The sequence below is a fragment of the Paenibacillus sp. 10L310 genome, from assembly GCF_056395745.1.
Window position 1 is genome coordinate 94,042 of sequence record NZ_JBFTKC010000009.1, and the last position, 25,972, is coordinate 120,013.

Sequence of the window (25,972 nt, forward strand, 5' to 3'; positions counted from 1 at the left end):
CATATCGTGCCAGTTATACAGTCGAAATAACGCTTTTTCAACATTAGATAATTCATTCTTAACCTTCATCTATATTACATTCCAAATCACTTGTATTTCATCCAATGCCAGCCTACAATAAGGTGAATTTACATCGTTGGCAGGAGGCGTTAAGGRTTGAAAAAGAAATACAGGACCTTTATGAACATAGTGGCCATCACGCTGATTATGCTTGTCGCCGTCCTGGTCATGTATACCTTCTCGGTTCAATCCAGTCTGGATACCGTTCAAAAGGATATTGAAACCAACAATCTCAATCGAGTGCAGTTTGTCGTTAACTCACTCGATCAGAGCATAAATCGGCTGAATATGTTATCCATCTCCATGGAAACGGACAATTCTATTGCACTGCTGCGATCCATTGACGTGATGAGTTCCTTTGAGCAGGTACAGTTGATTCAAAATGTTGCTGTGAGAGTCAATTTGCAAAGTTTGTCCGAGGGATGGAATAACAAAATATCGGTCTACTCGGTTCTGTTGAATCAATGGATCATTTCTTCGGAGTTAGATATGAAGACTCCCTCTGTAGATTCACTGAAATCAGGCTGGAACTATGATGCAGCTACAGCTAAATATTATAAATACAAGGTCAGTCCACAGATCATTATTCGGTTGGAGTTCCCGCGCAGCAATCTGGAGGATATAGTTGAGAACTCACATCAGAGCGAGAATGAGACGTTATTCTATAAACCGGACGAGCAATTGATTACTCGCAAAGAGGCTAATTCCATTACCCCTCTCATCATGAAGGAGCTAACCGGTCATCTACAACCATCCTCCGGTACAGAAACCGTTTCGGTTAACGGAGCCCAGTACATTGTCAATTATGTGTACTCTCATCAGCTCGGTTGGTATTTAATTGATTTTATGCCTCTTGATAAAGCGTTACAGCCTATACGAATGACCCAATTCTGGTTTTACTCTGCCTGTGTCATGCTGTTTATGGCGGGGGTCACGATTATTGTTGTTCTTTTCCGCAAGGTACAGATCCCCATACTTGCTCTGTTAAAAGGTGTTCGTCTTTTGAAGCATGGCGACTTCTCTTATCGTATTCAGCGGCAGAGCGGTAATGAATTTGATTACTTATATGGTCAATTCAACGACATGGCCGGACAGATTGAGGATTTGATTGAAAAGGTATACAAGGAAAAAATCGTAGCTCGTGAAGCGGTGCTGAAACAGCTACAAGCCCAGATTAATCCTCACTTTTTATATAATTGTCTCTTTTTCATTAATAATATGACAAGATTGGGCAATGAGGAAGCGGTTACTGCCATGACCCAGAACTTGGCTGAATATTTCAGGTACACCACACGCCTTGACGAGCCGATGACCTGTTTGGAAAAAGAGTTGGGTATCGTTCGCAATTACCTTGAGATACAGAGCTTACGCATGGACCGTCTCTCTTATCAGATTGAGCTACCGGACGAGCTAAGATCTGTCCCGATTCCCAAACTACTCATTCAGCCTTTGGTGGAAAACAGCATCATCCATGGCATAGAAGCCAAGTGGGATTCCGGTTCCATTCATATCACCGTTGAGCGCACGGAACACGGGCTCTGTATTGTGGTTGACGACGACGGGAAAGGCATGACGGAGGAAGAAATTAATGCACTTAAGGCCAGAATATCCGAGCCGCCTGTGGACACGATGGGATGTGCACTCTGGAATATTGCGGAGCGTCTGCGCATTCAGGACGCTACCCATTCGGGTATCCAGTTTGAACAGAGTCCCCTTGGAGGCATGCGTGTCCGATTAAACTGGTCGCTCGCCAATTGGCAGAATGAATCCTTACGTTGACAGAAAAGAGTCTAGTTTGATAGCATAGTTTGAGTTCATTCCAACAAGGAGGTTTTTACAATAGAACCCCGTCAAAGGCTTCAACAAGAGCGCAGTGACCTCAAAACAAGAAGACGAGCAGCTATAATTGAAGCAGCTAAAATTGCTTTTTTGAATAAAGGCTTCGAGCAAGCGACCATGCAGGATATTGCGGACGAGGCAGTACTAGGCGTGGCCACAATTTTTCGCTACTTTCCGCGGAAAGAGCAGCTTATTGTTGCTGTAGCTTCAGATATTGTTCAGTCCGAGGTTCTGGTATTCTCCGATATTATCAGAGGTGAAGGCACCTGCTACGACAAGCTTGGCCGCCTTTTCGACTCGTTAGTTTTTTTCCAGCAGGTAGAAAGCCAGCGAAGTTCCAAATTAATAGAAGCTTTTGAGTGTTACGTCGCAATGTCCAAGTCCCCGTTGGAGGATATCGAGATGTATCATTCTAACTACCAACAGATTATTATGCTTTGTGCAGAGCTGGCTGAGCTTGGTCAAAAGGATGGATCTGTTCGTAACGATGCTAATGTGGTTGAAACGATTAACACGATGATTAATGTCTTTGGCAACTTCTCCAAAAAAACAGCGATGCTCAATGGCATTGAAGCCTTCCAAACAAAAGTGGACGAAGCCGAGCAATTTAATATCCTTAAGAACATATTTTTGGATCATCTCAAGTCCTGAATAGCGGTTCCGATTTTAAGATATAACTGATAGCTGTGCTATGAGGACCGCTGTGAGATCAGATGGAGCAGCCCTCTCGATGATGTGTACATCCTGAATACATCTTATAACATCCTTAGATGGAAAACGCCTATAAGTCATGACTTATAGGCGTTTTTGAGCGTTTTATAGTTGAAGCAGAAGTTTGATTTTACTGACGAACAGCCGCATTTAATCCAGCAAGCAACTGGGAAAGAGTTTCCTCCGTGAAAGCCCCTCCCGTAAACGGAATCAACGAACGAAGCGGCATGTATTTCATGGTTGCCTGAATCATTTCGGAGGATATCGCATCGGATTGTGCCTCTTCCGTTCCCTCTGGAACCAGTCCCTGTAATTGACTCATGACAGCCATCGTTTTTGGATTGGCGAGCAGCTCACCCAGCGTTGTATTACGGTCAAAGGTAGGTACTGGCCCGGTTGTTGTGGACTCCACGTTGACCGTCTGTTGCAGGAGAATGGAACGAGAGGATGAGCCAATCAAAATATCATAGGAACCGCTCTCTACATGCCAGTCCTTCAAATCAACATTATAATAGGCAAAGCTGCGTTTATCCAGTGTGAAGGAAACGCTGCCCTCAGCGTCCGGCTCCAGTCCGATTTTGGCAAATCCCTTCAATTCCTTGTCCGGACGACTTACTACGGTTTGCTGATCCCGCACATACAATTGCACAACCTCTTGACCGTAACGAGTGCCTGTGTTTCGAATCGTAACAGTTACCGTAACCCGATCCGTATCCTTGAACTGTGTATCGTTCAGATTCAGACCGGTATATTCAAACTGTGTATAGCTCAATCCGTAACCAAACGGGAACAACGGTTCAATGCCCTTACGATCATAGTAACGATAACCAACATATATGCCTTCACGGTATTCCACACGATCTCCGTCCCCGGGGAAAAACAGAGCCGAAGGGTTATGATGCACCGATTGCGGGAACGTTTCCGCCAGCTTACCGCTTGGGTTTGTTTCTCCGAACAACAGATCCGCCATGGCTCCTCCAGTTGCCTGACCGCCCAGATAAGCCTCAAGTACTCCCTTCACATCATCAAGCCATGGCATCACAATCGGTGATCCATTGCTTAATACGACAACAAGGTTAGGCTGCTCTGAGGCAACGGCTTTGATTAGCGCCGATTGGTTAGCGGGGATGTCCATGTGAGACCGGTCATATCCTTCCGATTCATAGCGGTCAGGCAGACCAATGAACAGCACAGCGACTTCCGCTGCCTTGGCCGCCTCGACGGCTTCCTTCATCAATAGCGGGTCACTTTCATCTGAAGCAAGCTTGTAGCCCTCAGCATAAGTCACCGATGCATCCGCTTCAGCAAGTAAAACCATCTGTTCATAAGGGTTATCCAGTTGAGTAGGATGGATATGCGAACTGCCGCCGCCCTGATATCTGACCTTCTGACCTAGCTCTCCGATAACGGCAATGCGGCTATTCTTGCTCAGCGGAAGAATATCGTCCTCGTTTTTCAACAAAACCATTGTTTCTCCTGCTACCTCTCTGGCAATCTGATGATGCTGCTCAGAATCAAAGGTTGCTTCTGGACGTTTATGCTCTGCCGTCTTGAAAATAACAGCTAACAACCTCTCCACGGATTGATCAAGCTTTTCTTCGGATAACTCGCCGCCATTCACCGCCTCCACAATTTTACGTGGTCCTTCTCCGTTGGAAGAAGGCATTTCCAGTCCAAGTCCCGCGGCGATGCTGGCTGCGATCTCATTCACTGCGGACCAGTCTGTCACAACAAAGCCCTCATGTCCCCATTCTTTCTTCAGAATGGTATTCAACAAATATTCATTCTCCGACGCATACGTTCCATTCACTCTATTGTAAGAAGACATTACTGTCCATGGCTGCGCTTGCTTGACCGCCTTCTCAAACCCGGTAAGATAGATTTCTCTTAACGTCCGCTCGTCGACCACCGCATCGGTAGTCATTCGGCGATGCTCCTGATTGTTCACTGCAAAATGCTTAAGTGAGGTTCCCACACCCTGGCTTTGCACACCTGAAATATGAGATGCTGCCAGTTCACCCGTCAGGTAAGGGTCCTCTGAGAAATATTCGAAGTTGCGCCCGCATAACGGGGAACGCTTGATGTTCGCCCCTGGGCCGAGCAGAATGGCGACATCCTCCGCTTGCGCCTCTTTACCAATTGTTTCTCCGACAAGTTGAACGAGATCCCGGTTCCAGGAGCTGGCCAACCCAACCGCCGATGGAAAACAAGTGGAGGGAACACTTCCATTCAGTCCCAAATGGTCGGCATCACCTGCTTGCTTGCGTAATCCATGAGGACCATCAGTCATCATAATGGATGGAATATCCAAACGTTCTATAGCATGCGTTGTCCAAAAGCTGCTACCTGAGCATAGTGTTGCCTTTTCGTTTAAAGTTAACTGTTTCACGATTTGCTTGATATCACGATTCATCATCCAGACACTCCTTCATCTATCGGCAGGTATCCTTGACATGCAAAACGGTTATGTAAGGTCCCGCATAATATTGTTTTAGTTCTCTTTTTAATAATACTGTCTCGTTGAATGACATGAAATAGCGCTTTCTTAATGTGATATAACGCAATCTGAATACAAAGAAAGCTTTCATGCCTCGCAAGCCATATGCAGCGGTAATCCGCATAGGTATTTCTGAACATCTGTATCGTTTTCTTAAGATTTGAGGTGAGCCAAGGCGGCATCCATTGAAATGATAGTTCGGCCATCATACAATACAATAAGTGTTGTAACAGCTTGTCTATAGAGGGGGAATTAGCTTGTACGGTTTATTAATAGTGGATGACGAGAAATCGGTTGTTGATAGTCTCGCGCTGACAATTCCCTGGGAAGATTATGGCATCCAGGAAGTGCATAGAGCTTACTCGGCTGCGGAGGCTCTCGATATCGCTTCCAAATACGCTGTTGATATCATGATTACCGATATTCGTATGCCCGAGATGGATGGTTTGGAGCTTATTTTGGAGATTCGGCGATTCTCCAGTAAAATTAGATGTATTATTTTGTCTGGTCACGATGAGTTTGAATATGCCCAAAAAGCAATTCAGTATCAGGCTGCTAATTATCTGCTGAAGCCGATAAATACCGATGAGCTCATCCAAGCTGTAACAAAGGCTATCGCCAATATTGAGCACGAATGGGAACGCATCAGTTCATTTCAGCAAATTCAGCATGCTCTTCACGCCAATATGCCCTTGTTGCGCAATCAGCTGCTCAAGGAACTTCTTCAGAACAAAGCCATGAGCCATCAGATTTTGGCCGGGCGTCTCAGCATGCTGGAGATTCCCTTTGCGTCCTCTGACCCCTTTATTATGATGGTCATTCGGATGGAGGAAGAATTTTCCGGTTATGATCTTCGGTCATTATCCTTGCTCGAATATGCTGTAACCAATATAGCCGAAGAAGTGTTTCAGCATCCGTTCAAGCTGTGGCATTGTATTACAGAGCAGGGATATCTGGTATTTCTGATCAAAAACAGTGATCTGCATGCACTCGATTCAGTCGACTCCCACGCGGTCAGACTGCAAAACAATGTGCAAAAATTTTTAAAGGGAGCCATCTCCATTTGTCTGAGTAAAGAGCAATGCTTCCCTGACCACCTCTCCGATCTGTATTTAGCCTCCGTGTCAGCCATCAATCGGAATGTGGGTAGCAATAAAAGCTATTTTATTACGCTGGACAAAAAGGATGCGGATTCCCATGAACAGCAAAATCTCATTAATTTGTATGAGCCACCCTTGCTCCCTAACTTGCTGGAATCAGGTAATTGGGATGAGGCCATAAGCAAAATTTCCAGAATTCTTTTTTTGAACGAAGTTGGCAAAGAACTGTCCCACGATCAATTGTTTACAGTACTACTCTACCTGTCTTCCACATTCTCGATTTCACTAAAATCGCAGGACACAACGGTCGAGGAAATGCTGGGGGAGGAGTTCGAATTTTTGCTTCGGAAAAAAAGCCAGTTATCCGGCCAACGCATATATAGCTGGGCAGAGAAAATGATTAATCAGCGGCGCAAGCAGGCCTCTAATCAGTTGATGAATGCGCATGAACAAATTACGTCTAAAGTGAGAACATACATTCAGGAGCATTTGGCAGAAGGCATCTCCCTCCAGGTTATTGCCGACTATATCGGCCTGCACCCCGTTTACCTGTCCAAGGTGTACAAAACGGTCACCGGAGAAACGATTGGTGATTATTTGTACAGCTTACGTATGAACAGAGCATCTTACTTGTTACTGAACTCAGACCTCAAAATTGCAGATGTCAGCAAGGCGCTTGGCTTCTTGGCTCCGCCGCATTTCATAAAAATATTTAAAAAGCATTATGGTTGCACACCGCAGGAGTTCCGTACTCGTTAACGAAATGAATGGCAAAAAAACATACTGGGTTTAGCGCTCATTTTAAAAGGAAAATGCACCGGGATTGCTCCCAGTGCATTTTTGCAGTTCATATAAATCTATTATGGCTGCACCGTGTCATACCACTCATTTACCTCTTTGATAATGTTATCGCCACCAGACGATCTCCATTTTGCTACAAATGAATCAAATTCAGCTGCCGGCTTTTTGCCATAAATGATTTCAATGTACGTATCCATCTGCATTTTGGTCAGCAATTCTTGTCTGGACAGCATTGTTTTGGTTGAAGCACCCTGGAAATATTCAGGCACATCAGCATTATTCTGTTCCATACCCACTAGCAGTGCTTTAGATGTAAAGGCTTCCAGTGGATTGTTCTCATCAGCACCAAGAATTCCTGTTGGTGCCAGTGCAGCTAGCTCCTTATTGGATAACATTTCGTTATTCGCCATTTTAAGATTCGCCTCCAGCCTTTTGGAAGGATAGACAGCATCTGAACCGGTAATCGTATATTTCATCGTCCCTACTTTTCCTCCAGGAATTTTGCTCTCCTCCATAACGGGCTTGCCATCCTTAATCACATAGTCGTACCCTTCCTGGAAACCTTTGAACATGAACGGATCTTCAGAGTTATATACCTCGTACAATGCATTTTGATAATGGAAGAATGCCTGCAACGCTTCATCCGAGATGTCCTTGCTGATCAAAATGGCACTTGTGTACGGATCAGCAATGGTACGCATATTGGTGCCATCAACACCCTCCGGAATCGGGTACGGGTTATAGATCGCGTTTGGATCAGATGCCAGCAGCATGGAGCCAGGGTATACCATCATCCAGTTTTCACCGCCAAGCATTCCTACTTTGCCTGATGCGACGTTCTCGGCTACCTTGTTAAAATCGTGCAGGGCAATATCACTGGCAATATACCCCTTGCTCATCCACTCATTCAGTTTACTCAGGCCGGATTTGATCTCCGGCTGAATGGAGCCATACATCAGGTTTCCATCTACACCGGGATACCAACGCTCAGGGATCACCCCGAATAATCCAAATATCCATGATGCATCTCCCATTGGTGCGCCCAGCATCTGTTCCTTCATGGCAAGTTCCAGTGCTACGGTGTCTTTTTTTCCGTTGCCGTCAGGATCAAGGTTGACAAAAGCATCCATCACCTTTTCGAGTTCCTCCAGATTGGTCGGCGCTTTCAGATTCAGCTTATCCAGCCAGTCCTGGCGAATCCAAAGTGTAGACTGTGTTCCTGCTGTTGGCCGCAGTACAGGAATAGCAAACTTTTTGCCATCCTTCATGAAGGGATACCAAGCTGTGGGCTCTTCTGCAAGAGCGGCCTTCCACGTGTCTGATGCGTATTTATCAAACGCTTCTGACACATCCAGCAATTTTCCTGAATCAATAAAGGTGTTAATTGTATTGGACTGCGACGAATTTGCGACAAACAGATCCGGCATTTGATCTCCGGAGGACAACATCAGCTTCAGCTTGGTGTCGTAATCCACAGATGAAGAAGTCCATAGCGTTTTTAGTTCTACACCCAGGGTATCCTTGGCCCAGCGGGTATGGACATTGTCCGTATAATTTTCGCCATTTTTGAATTTGGCTGTTGGGTCTTCCCCTCTCACCATTGTGATGGAAACGGCAGGCTCGATTTTGCCATCCACAATTGAAATTTCCTTCGCAGGTACAGCCAATTTGGCAACCTCCTCTTCACTACTGCAAGCGACTAACAGACTAAAGCTTAATGCCAGAAATAGGCTTCCCCGCATCATTTTTCTCTTGTTCCCCATTGGTCTACCCCCTAATGTTTCACTTCTATTGTGTATTCACACTCTTCCCTTGAAGAAAAAGCAGAATGACCCGAACCGGAGTGTTCTATTGGCATCATGCAGACTATTCTTTGACTGCACCGATGACAATGCCAGCTGTAAAAAACTTTTGAAGCACAGGATAAATTAGCAGAATCGGTATAGCTCCGATTAAAACCTGAGCTGCACGAATGGAGCGGTTGTTGATTGTGGCTATATCATTTACATTGCTAGCATCTACAACAGGCACAGCAATCAGTGACTTCAGCAGCGTGCTGAGCGGTACGTTGTCTCCACGCATGTAGATCGAACCGGCGAACCATTCGTTCCAGTCGTGCACTACCATGAACAATCCGACCGTCGCCAGCACAGGCAAGGACAAGGGTAGAAACATGTTGAAGAACACCTGACAGTGGTTGGCTCCGTCTATAAAGGCAGATTCCTCAATCTCCTTGGGTAATGCCTTGAAGAAATTCATAATCAGAATGAGATAAAATACGTTGACCAGTCCGGGAAGTACCAGCGCCCAGACCGAATTGTACAGGCCCATTTTGGTTACAAGCAGATAGGTAGGGATCAGACCGCCATTAAACAGCATGGCAACCACAAACAGTCCTACAAATGCCTTGTATCCGGCAATTCCGTCTCGGCCTCCCCCTTTGGAAAGCACATATGCAGCCATACAGTTGATCATGAGACCAAGCACCAGACTTAATACGGTACGTTGCACAGAAAGCCATATTGCGGGCATAAAAACCGGATTTTCAAGCGCCTTCAAATAGGAGTTAAAGGTGAGATTAATGGGAAAAAAGGTAACTTTGTTTGCCATAACGGCATCTGTCGAGCTTAACGATATCGCTACAACATGCAGCAAAGGCACAATACAGATCAGCGCCAGCACAACCATTAGAAGGTTATTGAAGACCTGGAACCAGCGCTGAGGCGCGGACATGACTTGCATGAGAACCCCCCTTAGAAGATTTTATAATCAGCTACCTTATAGGCAATGCGGTATGAACCCACAATCAGAATGAGGCTGACTATTGATTTGAACAATCCAATAGCTGTGGAGAAGCTGTAATTACCATCAATAAGACCTACGCGGTACACAAAAGTATCTATAATATCGCCTTTTTCATAAACAAGTGGGTTATATAGATTGAAAATCTGGTCAAAACCTGCATTCAATACTTGGCTTAATGATAGTGTAAGCACAACAGCTATAGTTGGGATTAATGAAGGAAGTGTAATATGTAGCACCTGTTTCCATTTGCCCGCACCATCGATCTGTGCAGCTTCATACAGTGCGGGATTAATACCCGCCATCGCAGCCAGGAAGACAATTGAGCCATAGCCGAACTCCTTCCACACCTCACTGGATACCACCGTGAACAGAAACCAGTTATTGTCACCCAAAAAGAAAATGGGATTGAACCCGAGCGCCTGAAGCGCCTGATTCACAAGTCCGGTGTCCGGATTAAGCAATTCGATGAATATACCGCCCAGCACAACCCAAGACAGAAAGTGAGGAAGGAAAACAAAGGTTTGAACAGTGCTTCGCAGTGCTTTGCGACGGACCTCATTAATCAAAAGAGCAAAGCCCATGGTGGAAACAAAACCGAATATTAACTTTAGCACCGCGATTCGAAGTGTATTCCAGATCACCTGAACGCTATCCGGATACTCAAATAAAAATTTGAACTGCTCCATCCCTACCCACTCGGATTGCATAATACCTAGATATGGCTTGTAGTCTTGAAACGCCATGACCAAGCCTCCCAGTGGTGTGTAGACAAACACAAGAACCAGTAATACAGCCGGACTTAACATCAGATAAAGTTGCCAGCTATCTCCCCTTCGAACGATTTTCTCTTTGCGTTTCTTGGCTGCCAACTCCATAAAAGACTAAGACCTCCTCATACATGAATTTGTTTTAATGGACTTATTGTAAGCGCATACATAAATACAAGATATAGTGTAATACAAAGGAGCCATAGCGTTTTCTTAACTTTTAACGTTTGCTTACCAATTAAAAAGTCGCCAGGATGACGACTTCATTATTTGTTCTCGCTTTATATAACTATCGTTTTCCGATAGGTTGCTGTAGATTTTGTCCAATTTTCCTATAACATGAAAGAACTCATACTCCACACGCCCAAGGATAAACGGTCGCAGCTTGAGCGTGTCTTTTTTACTATCTAACTGACAAGGTTATGACAAATTAGCGGCCTTCTAGGCTCCCACCCATTCCCCTGCTCAATTGCCTACATACAATACATTAGACTAATGAACAGGAGTGATGTGATATGACATTTTTACCTCCTTTTGGACCTGGTGGAGGGTTCGGTGGCCCTGGGGGTCCCGGAGGACCAGGAGGACCCGGCGGACCAGGCGGATTTCCTGGTCCGCCATCGTTCCCCGGGGGTGGAGGCGGCGGACCACAAGGCGTGCAGGCACCCACCGGACCGCCACCATCATTCATTCCACAGCAACCCGCTTCGTTATATGCGGTAGATCCAAGAGCCATATCCGGCTGCCTGTTTCGTTACACATATATTTGGCCGGATCGTGGTCCCGGCTTCTGGATGTACCCGGTATTTGTAGGTAGAAATTCGGTGGCTGGCTTCCGTTGGAATGGCTTCTTCTGGCTATACACCGGCATTGATCTGCAGCGAATCAGCTCGTTTAGTTGTTTCTAGAAGTAAATCCCCCTGTATGCGGATTAATCCACATACAGGGGGATTTAGATTTATGGAATATTCACCTTGTCTAAAGCAACTTAATCAGCTTTTCTAGCTCATCAACCAAACTCTTTGCAAGTTCAAAATTAGTATCTTTTAAAGCCAATTCAATTTTCATTTCAACAGACTTTTTCTTTTGTTCATTTTCTAGATAGTTTTCATCAAAATGACTCGTATAAATCATCTGTCTAAATTCTTCTATACTCATTTTACTAATCGTTTTGTCCTCGATAATTAAAACATAATCCATACCATTTACAACAGAATAGAAATCATGAGAAATCATGATAATCGCACCTTTGTAGTCTTCAATGGCTTTCTCCAATGCGATTTGTGTATAGATGTCCAGATGGCTTGTCGGTTCATCTAGGAGCAATACGTTGGCTTGACTGGCAGAAACTTTAGCCAGTTGAAGCATGTTTTTTTCTCCACCAGATAAAGATTCAATCTTTTGATCAAGGATTTCTCCTTCAAAGCCATAGTTTGGAAGATACGATCTAATTTCATCATACGTTTGAAAGCCGGAATCAATGAATTCATTTAGGATGGTATTCGAATCTTTTAGCATTTCGCCTTGAACCTGAGATAAATAGGCCACTTTAACATCAGCATTTATTTCAATGGCATCCTGATTATTTTTAAAGATTTCTCGGAGTAAAGTCGTTTTCCCGGTACCGTTAGGACCGATCAGGGCTACTTTATCTGTCGATTTGATCTCAAAGTTCACATTTTCCAAAAGCAACTCGTCAAAGGAAACGTTATAGTTATTGACGTTAACCACAACGGTGTCTTCCATTTCCTTATCGATTCCAAAACGGATATTCGGCTGTTTGATATCGACAAATGGCTCTTTTATTCGACGTGCTTCCAATCTCTCTTGAAACTTGACTCTGGCTTTTAACGCTCTGCCTCTGGAGGCTTCGGAATTATATGTGGCGATCTCTCTAAGATTGTCGATGATGTGATCATATCTCTCAATTTCCTCAGCTTCAGCAACTGCGATTTCTTGCAGTTCGATCTTAGACTGAAGCAGTGAGAAGTTGTAATCGATATATCGCCCGTCAAACTCTTGGAGCTCTGTGTTTTCTAGGTGTATGATTTTGTTGAAACAATGGTTCAACAGATATCGGTTGTGCGTAACGACCAGCAACATTCCCTTGTGTGTGTTAATCAATTTTTTAAGCGCGTTCAGGTTTTCAAAGTCTAAAAATACATCAGGTTCGTCCATTATCATGAAGTCTGGACGATTCAGCATTTCCTTCATCACTTGAATAAGTTTGAATTCCCCACCGCTTATAGCGGATATACTAAGCTCTTTGAGCTTCATGAGGTTGGCAAGGTTTAACTGTTTATTGATGTTTTTTTCGAAATTGTCTCCATCCATCGCTTCGAAGGCATCCAAAGCCAATTGAAGCTTTTCCATCAGGGAATCCATATCCGATGTGGTGGCCATCTCCGCATAAATCGCTGTAATTTCATCTTGTATCTTGATGAATTCTTCTGCGATATATTCAAAAACGGTCATTTCTTTTGTTCTGTCTACTTGCAAAAACTGACTCACATACCCGATTCTGCAATCGGGGTCTATCTCTAACTTGCCCTCGAACAAATATCGTTCCGGATCCATCAGGATATCGATCAATGTACTTTTTCCACTTCCGCTTGTTCCGATAAAAGCACAATGTTGTGCCTCTTCAAACGTAAATGAAATGTTTTTATATAGTTCCTTTTGTGGAAATGAGAAGGATAGGTTTTCAACTTTTATCATAGTGTTACCTTTCTTTATAACTAAATTGGTGGCTAATATTAAATATATTGTCGAACACAGACTTTTAGAGTAACACTGTTTACCACCAAGTACAATCGATTTTTAGCACTTACCCTCACTTTGAAACTCTAATACGTTCTATAGAATGATGGCTAGTGGACGGTGGTTTCTTCGTAAAACACTACTGACATACTGTTGTCAGTAGTGTATTTGTATAGTTGGAGTAAGCAATTGTAAAGGAGTAGAAGTAAATGCGAAGTGTTTTTGGTCGAAAATGTAATACTTATTATAGGAAGGATGATATCTCGTGAATTTTGCTTCTGTGCGCATCATTACTGATGACGTGGATCGTCTTGCCGAGTTCTATGAGAAAATCACGGGTGTTTCGGCGGAACGCCCTGCACCTGTCTTTGCCGAACTCGTTATGCCATCGTGCACTCTAGCGATCGGCCACTCCCAGACGGTGCAACTGTTTGGCGCTGGTTCCGCTGTGGCGGCCAACAATCGTACTGTCATTATTGAGTTCCACGTCCACGATGTCGATGCCGAATACGAGCGCTTGAAGCCGTTTGTCGATGAGTGGGTAAAGGAACCTACCACAATGCCGTGGGGGAATCGTGCTGTGCTGTTTCGCGATCCTGACGGTAATCTGGTTAATCTCTTCACGCCGGTGACCGAGGAAGCAATCCAACGGTTCAGTGGTAGGCTATAAAGGACAGTTGAAATGAGCTCACCAGAGGGAGGCATGCTTTCTAACGATCTCAATAAATGCTTCTACTTGGGGAGAGATCCACTTGTTTTTGGGATACAGCAACTGTGTAGCTAGATTTTGTTTGTACTGCTGACCTGAAAGTTTTTCCTCCTTCAGCTCCTTCTCTACCGTAATTCGAGGTAACAAGGATATACCCATACCGCTCAATATCGACTGTTTCACAGCTTCAATACTCCAGAATTCAATATTGGAAGTAATCCCAATCTGATACTCTTCAATGCATTGTTCAAATAATGTGCGATAACCGCAACCTCTTTCGGTAAAAAGTAAATTGCTTCGTACAATGTCCCGTTGTAGCTCAAATGAATTGGGGTACAGCAGCATCATGGGCTCCTCAGCCAATTTCTCACTGTACAGATTGGGATCATGTACCTCTGTCCCCAGCATGAAGGAAATATCACTTTTACCTTGCATCAAATTCTCTTTATAATGTACGGAATCTAATTGGTGCCACTCGATATTGACATGAGGATGCAATTTTTTGAACTCTTCAATAATAGGTGGAAAACGATAGATCAACAACGTTTCCCCAATACTGATCACGATATTACCCGTTAATTCACCTTGTGCAGCAGTCACTTCCTTAATCATGTGATACAGGTCAAGCATTTTCTGTGCATGTGGCAACAATTTTTTTCCGGTCTCCGTTAAAATAACCCGCTTACCAATTCGATCAAATAAAGGGTAGTTAATCTCCTCTTCCAACGCCTTAATATGCAATGTAATTGTAGATTGCGCGTATCCAAGATGTTCAGCAGCTTTGGTAAATCCCTCGTGTTCCACAATTGTAATAAATGTGACCAAATGACGTATTTCCATCATTGGCTCCCTTCTTTGTAACATCATTAAAACTGATCGTTTACATATAAACTATCAATTTCACTAATGGAAAGCAATCGTTTATATTCAATGTAGCTCATTAAGAGCCCATTTCATTTTTAATCTCAAATGTTTATGGAAGGGAGTAATCACTATGCAAACAGCAGCAACGTCATCCATCTTGATTAATGGATATCGAATCGCTTATGAACAATATGGAGAAGGCTCTCCCATATGGCTCCTTCATGGAACACCGTCTTATAGCTATGAATGGAGAAAAGTAATACCCGCTCTGGTTCAAAAAGGATATAAAGTCTACGTACATGACCTTCTTGGATATGGAGCATCCGAAAGACCACTCGAAGCAGATACTTCTGTGGCAGCACAATATACGCTGTTTAGTCAGCTTTTAGACGAACTCGGAATGGATCGTTTACATGTCGCAGCCCACGATCTAGGTGGAATTGTTGGAGTCCAACTAGCCTTGGAACAGCCTGAGCGTGTACAATCGCTTACGTTACTCAACATGCCCAGCTATGATTCGTGGCCCTCACCAACCTGGAAGAAAATTATCGAAGAACAGCTTGAACAGGTTGAACAAATGTCCCGTGCTGATTTTGATACCATGCTAAAGAAACAATTATCCATGGCAGTGTATAATAAAGAGCTTATGACTGGCAATGCACTGGATGCATATCTGGAACCCCATACAGGTTCATTGGGCAAAGCCTCTTTTTTCTCCCATCAGGTAGCTCATTATAATGCAAAATATACTGAATCCTATGGAACAGATTTACCCAAGCTGAAAGTTCCCGTTCAAATTTTATGGGGGGAAGAAGACGAATGGCAGCCCCTTATGTACGCAAAGAGGCTTGTCCAGGATATTCCCCATGCCTGCCTACATGTCATTCCCAAAGCTGGTCATTTCGTAATGGAAGATGAGCCGGGGCAATGTTCTGATTATATCGACCGTTTCTGCAATAAACATCCGTGAGTAGGTTTGTATATTGAACAGAATCTCTAAGAGAAAAATTAAGCGCTCCACTGGCATAAAGCTGGTGGAGCCTTTTTTTGGTTAATGGCAAGGTGTCCTTGCATACTGTTAGTTTATAATCTGCGTATATGTATATACAAATTTAGGATTAGTCTTCATTTCCCCCTTCAATATTACGATAAATAGTATGGGGTTATACGAATAGCCATATTTACTTTATTACATCCAAGGGGGAACCGTACGTGAAACAGACTCGCAAAAAAAAGATGGATTTAAGGTTCAAACTGTATTTGATTATTCTGGTTCCGCTACTGGCCATGGGCGGTCTAATCATATGGGCAACCATCGACTCCAGTGAAAATGCATCATTAATGACCATGCAGCATAACAATCAGCAGCTGGCTGTGAATACCGCCTCTCAACTAGGTCAGGAGTCGGAATTAATTAAGACATTATCTTCTCCTGCTTCAGAGGAGAGCAACGAATATAAAAGTCTTAGGGACGAACTCGTTAAAGTTAGGCTTCAATCGGGAGCCTTGTATGTTTATATGTATAACAAAACTTCGGACGGGTGGATCTACACCGTAGATGGAGCGAATTGGGACGATACGGAATATAGTCCTTACGGCACTGCAATGGAATTCAATCCCCAGATTCAGGAACGCTTGTTACGCGGTGAAGTCGTCACAACAGGCATTGTAGATGATCCAACTTGGGGACAGCTATTGTCCTCCTTTACACCAATCAAGGATTCGCAAGGTGCTGTCATTGGCTATCTGGGCATTGATATTTCTGCTGGAGCAGTGAATCAAGTCTCCGCGACATCTGTGAATAATGCTTATCAGACCATTATCCCGATTTTTGTGGTTGTACTGATTCTTTCTTTGGTCATGATGTTATTCGTAGTACGAGGTATTCTTAGACAAGTACGCGATATTAAGTCAAGTCTCGAGCAGGTTGCTGATGGGAATCTTACAGTCGTATCCACACACATGTCCAATGATCAACTCGGTGACATTAGTGATTTGATTAACATCATGGTTGCCCAATTGACGAACATTCTGATGGGAATACAGCAAGGTTCAAATACATTACAGCAGTCATCAAAAGATATTTCGGAAACCGCTCAGACAAACCAGCGTCAGAGCGAAGAACTTTCCAGAGCGATCGAGGAAATTGCCATAGGTTCAATGAAACAGGCTGAAGAGACAGAACACTCCGTCCAGCATTCAGAGAATCTCGGCAAAATAATGGATGAAGTAGGTTCATATGTGAAACAGTTTACTTATACTTCAGAGCAGCTATCTTCTGTTCAAGTACAAGTTACACGTGAACATGAGGTTCTGCTTGAGAAGGGCCGAGAGAATGCCAAGCGTGTTGAGCATCAACAGGATATTTCCAGGTCTCTGACGACTCAATCCGAACTCGCTTCCTCTATTAGCGGTCAGATTCACAACATTTTAAAACAAACTCAAATACTATCCCTGAATGCTTCAATTGAAGCAGCCCGGGCTGGAGAAGCGGGTAAAGGCTTTGCAGTCGTTGCTGGGGAAATGGGACAGCTCGCTCAACAATCCGAACGTTCGATCCAGGAGATTGATGAGATCCTGGGTTCATTTGTTCAAGAGATACATCGGATGGGCAGTCATTTTGATGCGAATATGGTAGCTGTTAAGGAACAGGAGAAACAAATCGCTGATTGTCTCCAGGCATTTGGACAGGTTAGCCGCTTATCGACCGAAGTGCATGAGTTGGCTCAGAGTTTGGACAGCCGGACGATGGATATGCACTCTATTCGTCAGGAGTTGGAACAGAATCTCAGTTATATTGCTTCCGCAACCGAGGAAACTTCAGCCATGGCCGAAGAAGTCACGGCTAGTGCTGTGGAGCAGCAGCGATCGGCAAGCGAACTGTCGAACATCTCCGGGGAACTCGCTGGTCTTGCAGGCAACCTCAAATCATATTCCGATCAATTTCAGATCGAAGTCACTAAATAATTTCCCAATCTCATTAAGGGTGTTGTTAGATGACAATTTAGAATCGCCGCCGGAAACGTAACTTTCTTGGAGCGTTAATTTTTCGGAGGACTCAGGGTTCTGATCAGCACATAGAATGACCGTGTTCTTGTCCTATGTCACGTTGACTTATTAACGATTCCTCATTTATAATTCGGACATTAAGTAGCCTGACAGACATGGATTACCATGGATGCTTGGGATATCGATCTGTAAACAAACTCAAACTCAACAGTGAAAGATGTGAATGCATTATGGTTAAAGAGAAATTATACTACGGTAAAGATATCGAGGTTATGTTTAATTCGGAAGTCTGCATTCATTCCGGTATTTGCGTAAAGGGCCTCCCTGCTGTTTTTGATTTAAGCAAGCGTCCTTGGGTTGATCCTGATGGTGACACTTCGGAGGCCATTGCCCGGCATATTGACACATGTCCAAGCGGAGCATTGACGTATAAGCTTCTGGACGGTGAATATTCAACAAAGAAAGAGGATGAACATGCATAACGTAGAACATGAACCTGCCAATAAAAGATTCCTTATTCAAGATAACGGTGACATTGCTGCGGTGATGACCTATGTAATCTCGAGTCCAGAGCTATACATCATTGATCACACTTTGGTGGAAAATGCTTACCGAGGACAAGGGCTTGGCGATGAACTTATCAAAGCGATGGTGGAATACGCGCGGGAAAACGGTATTAAGATTTTACCTCTATGTCCGTTTGCCAAGGGACGTTTCGAACGTATTTCCGAATACGCGGATGTTCTCCATCAATAAAACGAATATTCGCAGTTGATTTTCATGGGATTACACAACAATAAAAGGCGCCTATATCATTCAAACCATGATATAGGCGCCTTTTTACGTATCCTACTTAAACTTTAATGCTTAATCCAACAATAGTTTCAAACGGTCGCAACACCAGTGGCAGCAAGCCATTCTCATAGTTGGTAAGCCAGATCTCTGAGAAGTTGAGGCCAAGCTCATCTTCCTCAAGCTCCACCATGTGTTCAGAAAGATTGATTACTACCAGCACCTGTTGATCTGCCAGTGTACGTGTATATGCATATACACTCGGATGATCCGGCATATGAAGCTCATAAATACCATAAGTCAACGTATCGTGCTCTTTTCGCAGCTGAATCATTTGTTTATAAAAGTGAAGGATGGAACCTGGTTCCTGGAGTTGTTTCTCTACATTAATATGGACGTAATTGTCATTCACTTTTAGCCATGGCGTACCGCTGGTAAACCCGGCCTCTTTGGCCGAAGACCATTGCATCGGCGTTCTGGAATTATCGCGACTCGAAGCCCAGATGATGTTCATGATCTCCTCATGCGACATCCCCTCATCGCGTTTGATCTGATATAAATTCCGATCGGCTATGTCGTTATAATCCTCTATCGAAGGGAAAGCCACGTTTGTCATGCCTATCTCTTGCCCCTGATATATGAAAGGGGTTCCTTGCATGAAAAAGTACATGGCTCCAAGTGCTGTGGCACTTTCATACCAATACTCCGTATCATTTCCCCAAGATGAAACTTTGCGAGGCTGATCGTGATTTTCAATAAATAAAGCATTCCAGCCGACGTCTTCCAGTGATTTTTGCCACTTGGTCAAGACGTTTTTCAGTTTGGGAACATCCAGTTGCCTGTCTGTACTGTTTTTCCAAAGGTCCAGGTGTTCGAATTGAAAGACCATATTAAATTTCCCTCTGACTTCACAGATCCAATCCAGCAGATCTTCTTGGTCCTCTACCTTAACTCCATTTGCTTCCCCAACAGTCACGACGTCATATCTGGATAATGTGTTCTCTTTCATTTCTTGCAGATAACTCTGGATTCCCTTCACATTCATATGCTTTTCAAAAGAAGAGATGTATTTGACGCCTTCTCGGATTGGCATATCCAAGAGGCCCTCTTCTTTGTGAATATGGCTGATTGCATCCACACGGAAACCATCAATCCCTTTATCCAGCCACCAATTCATCATTTCATATATGGATTTCCGAACTTCCTGATTTGCCCAATTCAAGTCTGGTTGTTTCTTGGAGAACAGATGGAGATAGTACTGTCCGGAAGCTTCATCATATTCCCATGCAGAAGCGCCAAAGATGCTCTCCCAGTTATTTGGTTCGTCTCCATTCTTCCCATCTCTCCAGATGTACCAATCTCGTTTGGGATTATCCAGCGAAGCTCTGGATTCAATAAACCACGGGTGTTCGTCACTTGTATGATTGATCACCAAGTCCATGATGAGTTTCATGCCGCGGTGATGCACTTCATGCAGTAATTGATCAAAGTCCGCCATCGTGCCGAATTCATCCATAATGGAACAGTAATCACTGATGTCATAACCATTATCGTCGTTAGGTGACTTATACATCGGACAGATCCATATCAGATCAATACCGAGATCTTGAATATAATCCAGTTTAGATATGATCCCCTTGATGTCACCAACCCCATCTCCGTTGGAATCCATAAAACTTCTCGGATAGATTTGATAAGCTACTGCTTCTTTCCACCATACTCTTTTCATTGAATACAATCCTTCTTTCTCGACCACTTTATAAACCGCACGAATCAATCACACAGGCCACTACGAGAACAGTACCATCTTCCGATCGCTGTTATCCCCAGATTTTTTGATTCCCCTTTTTCAAGGGAAAAATCCGGTGATAAAGGCGAGCGCTTCGCTTCTCCAGATTGGTTCTGCCTCTCCGTTAACGTGTGTCTGTTTTTCGCGGATTATATAGACTTTATTTATAGTATTATGTTTCTAAGCCTTGATAAGGTACATTCTTGCTTCATATGGACGTAATTCGCTCTCCGAGAGTTCACCTGTATAGTTAGCTATCAAAAGCTGATAGGACCCTGTTAATTGCTCCTGAAGCGGAAGTTCAGTCGTATATCCTTGGAAATTGCATACCACAAGAATTGTCGTACCATTTAACGTTCGGGTATATGCAAACACGTCTGGGTTCTCTGGAAAGATGAGCTCATAATCACCATATACAATGACTTCATGATCTTTTCTGAGTTGGATTAACTTCCGGTAATAATGGAATATGGATTCAGGGTTATTCAAACTTTCCTCGGCATGGATCTGCTTATAATTTGGATTCACCTTAATCCAAGGTTCCCCTTGTGTAAAACCCGAGTTATCGGAAGTATCCCATTGCATAGGTGTGCGTGCATTATCACGTCCCTTGGCGTAGATCGACTCCATCACACTTTGTTCAGGATAACCTTTCCCCATTCTTTCCTTATAAAAGTTGAGCAATTCAATATCCCGATAATCCTCGATCGCATATTGAACATTCGTCATACCCAATTCTTCACCCTGATATATGTAAGGCGTACCTTGCATGCCATGAAGAAGGGTAGCCAACATTTTAGCCGATTCAACTCTGAATTCTCCATCATTTCCCCAACGAGATACGATACGTGGCAAGTCATGGTTGTTCCAGAATAGACTGTTCCAGGCATCACCCTTGAGCTCCGTCTGCCACTTGGACAGCACTTTTTTTAATGCCATCACATCCAAAGGTTTAAGATCCCACTTTCCTTTGCCTTCTTGTTCATCCAAGCTGATGTGTTCAAATTGGAAGACCATTGAAAACTCACTGCCGTCTGGATTGCTGTACAGTTTGGCGATTTCCGGAGTGGCGCCCCATGTTTCTCCAACGGTTAGCAGGTCTTCCGCTTTTTGAAACGTCTCCTTGCTCAGTTCCCTGATATATTTATGCAAATTAGGTCCGTTTCCCGTAATCTTCAAATCCGGTTCTTTACCGATTAAGTCGATCACGTCAAGGCGAAAACCACCCACACCCTTGTCGATCCACCAATTAATCATGTTATATATCTCCTGCCGGACTTTGGGGTTTTCCCAGTTGAGATCGGGCTGTTTTACGGAAAATAGATGCAAATAATATTGCCCGATCTCAGGCACCCATTCCCAGGCTGAACCACCAAAGGTGGAACCCAAGTCGTTCGGAGGTGTTCCTTCCACGCCATCTCTCCAGACGTAGTAGTCATGGTACGGATTGTCTTTGCCTTTTTTGGCTTCTAGAAACCAGGGGTGTTCATCCGAAGTGTGGTTCAACACCAAATCCATGATGATTCGAATGTCTCGTTTCTTGGCTTCCAGAATTAACTGTTCCATATCTTCCAAAGACCCAAACATCGGATCGATGTCCTGATAATCTGAGATATCATATCCGTAATCATCTTGAGGAGACTTGCAGACAGGTGATAACCAGATCGCACCGATGCCGAGTTGCTGCAAATAATCCAATCGGGATACAATGCCCTCCAAGTCGCCAATTCCATCACCATTACGATCTTGAAAGCTGCGTGGATATATTTGATATACAACGGTTTCTTTCCACCACTTTTTATTTTCCATGTTCCATTCAACCTTTCTAAGGTTATTCTTTGACAGATCCTACGACAATGCCCGTCACAAAGTATTTTTGCAGCAGCGGATAAATCAGCAATAGCGGGATAACAGCAACTACGATTTTGGCTGCATTCAGGTTTTTGTTCGATATTTCAGTCAGGTTACTGAGTTCGCTGGAATTGGTGCCGGCTTGAAGCAAATCAGCAATATTCACGTTAAGGGACTGAATATAGGTCATTAACGGATAATTACTGACTTTGGTCATATAGATCAACCCGCCGAAAAAGTCATTCCACGTACCCACGATACTGAATAAGGCGACTGTCGCCAGTGCAGGAATGGATACGGGAACATACACTTTGAACAAGACCTGGAGCGGATTGGCCCCATCGATGAATGCTGCTTCTTCAAGCGCTTTAGGTACAGCGGAGAAGAAATTCATCACGAGAATGACACTGAATATCGGGACAGCGCCTGGCAGAACAAGTGCCCAGATCGTATTCAGCATATCCAGGTTTTTGATCAGCAGGTAACTGGGAATCATGCCTCCACTGAACAACATGGCAAAAATCATGATATTCATATAAATGTTTCTGCCTTTAAAATCTCTTTTTGATTTGGATAGCGGATAAGCCATTAAAATAATCAGAATCATGTTAAGCACAAGAGCTAGCACAACACGTAGAACGGATATACCAAAGGAGCGCCAGAACTGTGCATCTTCGATAATTTTGGTATACGCTGCTGTTGTGAAATTAACTGGAACGAGACCTACAGCATTCGCGGATACTGCCTCGCTGCTACTGAATGAAATGGCGACGATATTCCATAACGGAAGAAGGCAGACCAATGCCAGCATGATGACGATGGCATAGATGGCAAACCGGCCAATTCGATCTTTTAAGTTTGCAGAATAGGACACAGGTTTGGCCTCCTTAGAATATTTTTCGGTCCGTATATTTTTTGGCCAACTGGTTGGCAGACATGAGCAAAACAATACCGATGACGGACTTGAACAAACCAACAGCTGTACCGAAGCTATACTGTCGCCCAACGAGACCGATCCGATAGACATAGGTATCCAGAATGTCGCCCGACTCATAGACAACCGGGTTATACAGATTATAGACTTGATCGAAACCAGCGCTCAAAATGTTGGTCAGACTCATTACGCCCATGAGCAGAATAATAGGCAGCATGCCTGGCAATGTAATATGCCACACTTTTCTCCACCAACTTGCTCCATCCATTCCTGCTGCTTCATACAACCCAGGATCAATCGACGTAATGGCAGCCAGATAGACGATAGAACTGTAACCAAACTCTTTCCATACGTCTGTACCAATAATCAGTGGCTGGAACCATGTGTTGCTGCCAAGGAAATTAATATTTTCGAGGCCAAAGAACGCCATCATTTGATTCACAATGCCATCCAAACTGAACATGTTGACAACGACGGATGCCAGTACAACCCAGGATAGAAAGTGTGGCAGATAAACAATCGTCTGCACGGATTTTTTAACGTATTTGATACGAATTTCATTTAATAAAACAGAAAAAATGATGGCCATCATCGTTCCGAGCAGAATCTTGCCAATCGCAATCACCAACGTATTGCTGACGACCTGCGCGATATCCGGAAGCTTGAACATATACATAAAATGCTTCAGGCCTACAAATTCGGAGCCAAACATGCCCTTGGCCGGTATATAGTCCTGAAACGCCGTAATGATGCCGACCATAGGAACATAGCTGAATACAAGCAAAAACAAAATGCCCGGAAGCATCATCATATGGTACATGGCACCTGGGCCGAGCCGCCCTCGCGCTTTCCAATTCCCCTGTTTCATGGATGAACCCCTTTTCTGAAGAAAGGCTGCGTATCGCAGCCCTGCTACTGTTCATGGATGTTTATTTTTTCGATGCGATCTCGTCTTCAATTTCCTGAATGACTTGATCACCACCTTGTTTCTTCCAATTGCTGACGAATGTATCGAAGTAATCGAGCGGTTCTGAACCCGTTACGATTTTGATAAACGACTCCTGCTCCAACTTTGTCAGATTGGCCCACGTCTGTTTCATGCTTGGTGTAGTGCCAGAGAAAGCAGGTGTCATCCATACAAATTTGTTTTCTTGTGTCAGTTTGTCGATTAGTCCCACTCCGTTGATCCGTGAATGATATTTTGACCAAGCAGTCACATCATCCGTATCCATGTCGCTCAAATAGGTTTTGATGCTTCCGATATTGTTCTTCGATTCGGTTGTGCGAACCTCATCCAGGCTGATCTCTCCTTTAATCCCGCGAACAACGTCAGAGTAATCATCCAGTAGCGATGTAGCCGAATTGACTTCGATATTGAACGGTCTCGTTGAACCGTCTACCCCGGTCTCCTGATACTTGGCAGCTTCCGGCATGGTTGTTGCGGCATTTTTATCATTGGCCAGTTTATCGTAGAACAGGTTTACAATTTTAACGGCCAGTTCAGGGTGCTCATAACCTTTTCTCACCACGATAAACTGATTGGATGGATTGGCATGCGCCACGTTGACCTTGCCGTTTGCATCCTCCAGCGTATAAGCCGAAAATTTCGCATTTTTATCCATCTGTTTTGCACTGATCAGTCCCCAGTCAGGGATATGCCACGGTCCAAAGGCGATACCGCTTTGGCCATTGGCGTAGAGTGCAGTAATATCATCAAACGTGCGGGTTCCAAATTGCGGGTCAATGATGCCATTCTTGAACCAATCCGCCATGGTGCCCAGCATTTTCTTCGTTTCTTCTGTCGTGGAACCATACACGATTTTGCCATCTTCACCATTCATCCAATATTGCGGGAAGGCTCCCTCGGTTGAGGCCACACCCAGCATCGTATAAGCAGAGCCATTATAATCTGTTGTATTCATCGTGTTCACAAATGGAATACCTACCGGGTTCCCGGATTGGCCAGGATCTCTTTTCAGGAATTCCAGCGCTGTTTTCTCCACTTCATCCAGTGAAAGGGCACCGTCTCCGTCTGCATCCAGTTGAATCCCCAGCAGATCCAGCCAATCTTGACGAACCCAAACCATCGTTGGTGCGGAATCCAGGGAAGTCGCCGGAAGTCCCATCAAACGTCCATCAATCGTTGCATTGTCTAATGCTCGGCCGTCGTAGGAATCGTACATTTGCTTGATATTATCCGTGGCATATTGATCATAAATGGCGGTCAGATCCTCAATCAGATCGTTATCCACCAGTTCTTTCAGTTCATCTTTGGAATCAACACGCATCATGTCAGGCAATTCCCCGGATGCGATGGCAAGCGATACTTGACGACTATAATCTTCACCATTGGCTTCAAATTGATCTGTAATCTGAGCGTTAAACGTGTCTTTGACCAGCCGAGTATATGCGTTGTTCTCATAGGTATCACCAGCCGGCAGTTTTGGATTGGCTGTGGTTACCCGTCCCATGGTTACGGTAATTTCGTCTTTATAGGCACTGAACGGATCTCCAGGCGTTACCTCATATTTGCCTGCTTCCTCTGCAGTAGGAGGATTGGAAGTGCCTCCACATGCCGCTAGGGCTGCAACCATCAAGGCGGACATGGACAGCACGGCCAGACGCTTTGTCACCCGTTTGCTTTTCATAGACCATTTTGTTCTCATCTAGTTCGATTCCCCTTT

At 44.1% G+C, this 25,972-nt stretch carries 20 protein-coding genes; 9 read left to right on the plus strand and 11 right to left on the minus strand.

The features are described from left to right. The first annotated feature begins 156 nt into the window (after nt 1-156). Together AC1DE7_RS19380 and AC1DE7_RS19385 are read left to right on the plus strand one after the other, a co-directional pair. Nucleotides 157-1,839, plus strand: coding sequence for a sensor histidine kinase (locus AC1DE7_RS19380; RefSeq protein WP_047843168.1), 1,683 nt, complete (start codon nt 157-159; stop codon nt 1,837-1,839). A 150-nt stretch (nt 1,840-1,989) separates the two neighbouring features. After that, a complete protein-coding gene (locus AC1DE7_RS19385; protein WP_053061564.1) occupies nt 1,990-2,550 on the plus strand; it encodes a TetR/AcrR family transcriptional regulator in 561 nt (186 codons plus the stop codon). Between the two features lie 190 nt (nt 2,551-2,740). Here AC1DE7_RS19385 and AC1DE7_RS19390 read toward each other — a convergent pair whose 3' ends face one another. Then, a complete protein-coding gene (locus AC1DE7_RS19390) occupies nt 2,741-5,023 on the minus strand; it encodes a beta-glucosidase (protein WP_047844342.1) in 2,283 nt (760 codons plus the stop codon). Between the two features lie 341 nt (nt 5,024-5,364). Between AC1DE7_RS19390 and AC1DE7_RS19395 the strand changes: the two genes are divergently transcribed. Next, nucleotides 5,365-6,966 carry a response regulator transcription factor gene (locus tag AC1DE7_RS19395; protein ID WP_477534989.1) on the plus strand — a complete coding sequence of 534 codons (1,602 nt, stop codon included), beginning with the start codon at nt 5,365-5,367 and terminating at the stop codon, nt 6,964-6,966. A 101-nt stretch (nt 6,967-7,067) separates the two neighbouring features. Here AC1DE7_RS19395 and AC1DE7_RS19400 read toward each other — a convergent pair whose 3' ends face one another. From AC1DE7_RS19400 to AC1DE7_RS19410, 3 genes are all read right to left on the minus strand, one after another. Continuing rightward, the gene (locus AC1DE7_RS19400) at nt 7,068-8,771 is read right to left on the minus strand and encodes a type 2 periplasmic-binding domain-containing protein (protein WP_477534990.1); all 1,704 of its coding nucleotides are present in this window, start codon (nt 8,769-8,771) and stop codon (nt 7,068-7,070) included. A gap of 103 nt (nt 8,772-8,874) precedes the next feature. After that, the gene (locus AC1DE7_RS19405) at nt 8,875-9,750 is read right to left on the minus strand and encodes a carbohydrate ABC transporter permease (protein ID WP_477534991.1); all 876 of its coding nucleotides are present in this window, start codon (nt 9,748-9,750) and stop codon (nt 8,875-8,877) included. A gap of 11 nt (nt 9,751-9,761) precedes the next feature. Next, the gene (locus AC1DE7_RS19410; RefSeq protein WP_477534992.1) at nt 9,762-10,688 is read right to left on the minus strand and encodes an ABC transporter permease; all 927 of its coding nucleotides are present in this window, start codon (nt 10,686-10,688) and stop codon (nt 9,762-9,764) included. A 407-nt stretch (nt 10,689-11,095) separates the two neighbouring features. Between AC1DE7_RS19410 and AC1DE7_RS19415 the strand changes: the two genes are divergently transcribed. After that, complete coding sequence (locus tag AC1DE7_RS19415; RefSeq protein WP_036671465.1) at nt 11,096-11,488, plus strand: hypothetical protein; 393 nt, start codon at nt 11,096-11,098, stop codon at nt 11,486-11,488. A 70-nt stretch (nt 11,489-11,558) separates the two neighbouring features. On the opposite strand, the gene AC1DE7_RS19420 is transcribed toward AC1DE7_RS19415, so the two are convergent. Next, nucleotides 11,559-13,298, minus strand: coding sequence for an ABC-F family ATP-binding cassette domain-containing protein (locus AC1DE7_RS19420; protein WP_477534993.1), 1,740 nt, complete (start codon nt 13,296-13,298; stop codon nt 11,559-11,561). Nucleotides 13,299-13,605: 307 nt separating this feature from the next. Here AC1DE7_RS19420 and AC1DE7_RS19425 point away from each other — a divergent pair, with 307 nt between their 5' ends. Then, nucleotides 13,606-14,010 (plus strand): VOC family protein, encoded by a 405-nt coding sequence (locus AC1DE7_RS19425; RefSeq protein ID WP_100527578.1) that lies wholly within the window; start codon nt 13,606-13,608, stop codon nt 14,008-14,010. An 18-nt stretch (nt 14,011-14,028) separates the two neighbouring features. On the opposite strand, the gene AC1DE7_RS19430 is transcribed toward AC1DE7_RS19425, so the two are convergent. Continuing rightward, nucleotides 14,029-14,889 (minus strand): LysR family transcriptional regulator, encoded by an 861-nt coding sequence (locus AC1DE7_RS19430; protein WP_477534994.1) that lies wholly within the window; start codon nt 14,887-14,889, stop codon nt 14,029-14,031. A gap of 154 nt (nt 14,890-15,043) precedes the next feature. On the opposite strand from AC1DE7_RS19430, the gene AC1DE7_RS19435 reads away from it, so the two are divergent. The 4 genes from AC1DE7_RS19435 to AC1DE7_RS19450 all read left to right on the plus strand — a co-directional run bounded on the left by AC1DE7_RS19435 (nt 15,044) and on the right by AC1DE7_RS19450 (nt 18,678). Further along, on the plus strand, nt 15,044-15,883 hold the full coding sequence (locus AC1DE7_RS19435; protein WP_477534995.1) for an alpha/beta fold hydrolase: 840 nt from the start codon (nt 15,044-15,046) through the stop codon (nt 15,881-15,883). 242 nt (nt 15,884-16,125) lie between these two features. Further along, nucleotides 16,126-17,880 carry a methyl-accepting chemotaxis protein gene (locus tag AC1DE7_RS19440; protein WP_477534996.1) on the plus strand — a complete coding sequence of 585 codons (1,755 nt, stop codon included), beginning with the start codon at nt 16,126-16,128 and terminating at the stop codon, nt 17,878-17,880. A 272-nt stretch (nt 17,881-18,152) separates the two neighbouring features. Beyond that, entirely contained in the window at nt 18,153-18,404 is a 252-nt protein-coding gene (locus AC1DE7_RS19445) for a (4Fe-4S)-binding protein (protein ID WP_340982454.1), read from the plus strand. Further along, entirely contained in the window at nt 18,397-18,678 is a 282-nt protein-coding gene (locus AC1DE7_RS19450; RefSeq protein ID WP_036615433.1) for a GNAT family N-acetyltransferase, read from the plus strand. The genes AC1DE7_RS19445 and AC1DE7_RS19450 overlap by 8 nt, the downstream gene beginning before the upstream one ends. Before the next feature lie 97 nt (nt 18,679-18,775). Here the strand turns inward: AC1DE7_RS19450 and AC1DE7_RS19455 are convergent, their stop codons facing one another. From AC1DE7_RS19455 to AC1DE7_RS19475, 5 genes are all read right to left on the minus strand, one after another. Continuing rightward, nucleotides 18,776-20,443, minus strand: coding sequence for a glycoside hydrolase family 13 protein (locus AC1DE7_RS19455; RefSeq protein WP_340982455.1), 1,668 nt, complete (start codon nt 20,441-20,443; stop codon nt 18,776-18,778). Between the two features lie 240 nt (nt 20,444-20,683). Beyond that, entirely contained in the window at nt 20,684-22,312 is a 1,629-nt protein-coding gene (locus tag AC1DE7_RS19460) for a glycoside hydrolase family 13 protein (RefSeq protein ID WP_340982456.1), read from the minus strand. A gap of 22 nt (nt 22,313-22,334) precedes the next feature. Continuing rightward, the gene (locus AC1DE7_RS19465) at nt 22,335-23,228 is read right to left on the minus strand and encodes a carbohydrate ABC transporter permease (RefSeq protein WP_477534997.1); all 894 of its coding nucleotides are present in this window, start codon (nt 23,226-23,228) and stop codon (nt 22,335-22,337) included. 13 nt (nt 23,229-23,241) lie between these two features. Next, nucleotides 23,242-24,156: an ABC transporter permease gene (locus AC1DE7_RS19470; RefSeq protein ID WP_253508706.1), complete on the minus strand. Its 915-nt coding sequence runs from the start codon at nt 24,154-24,156 to the stop codon at nt 23,242-23,244. A gap of 61 nt (nt 24,157-24,217) precedes the next feature. Further along, complete coding sequence (locus AC1DE7_RS19475) at nt 24,218-25,954, minus strand: type 2 periplasmic-binding domain-containing protein (RefSeq protein ID WP_339282607.1); 1,737 nt, start codon at nt 25,952-25,954, stop codon at nt 24,218-24,220. Between the last annotated feature and the right edge of the window lie 18 nt (nt 25,955-25,972).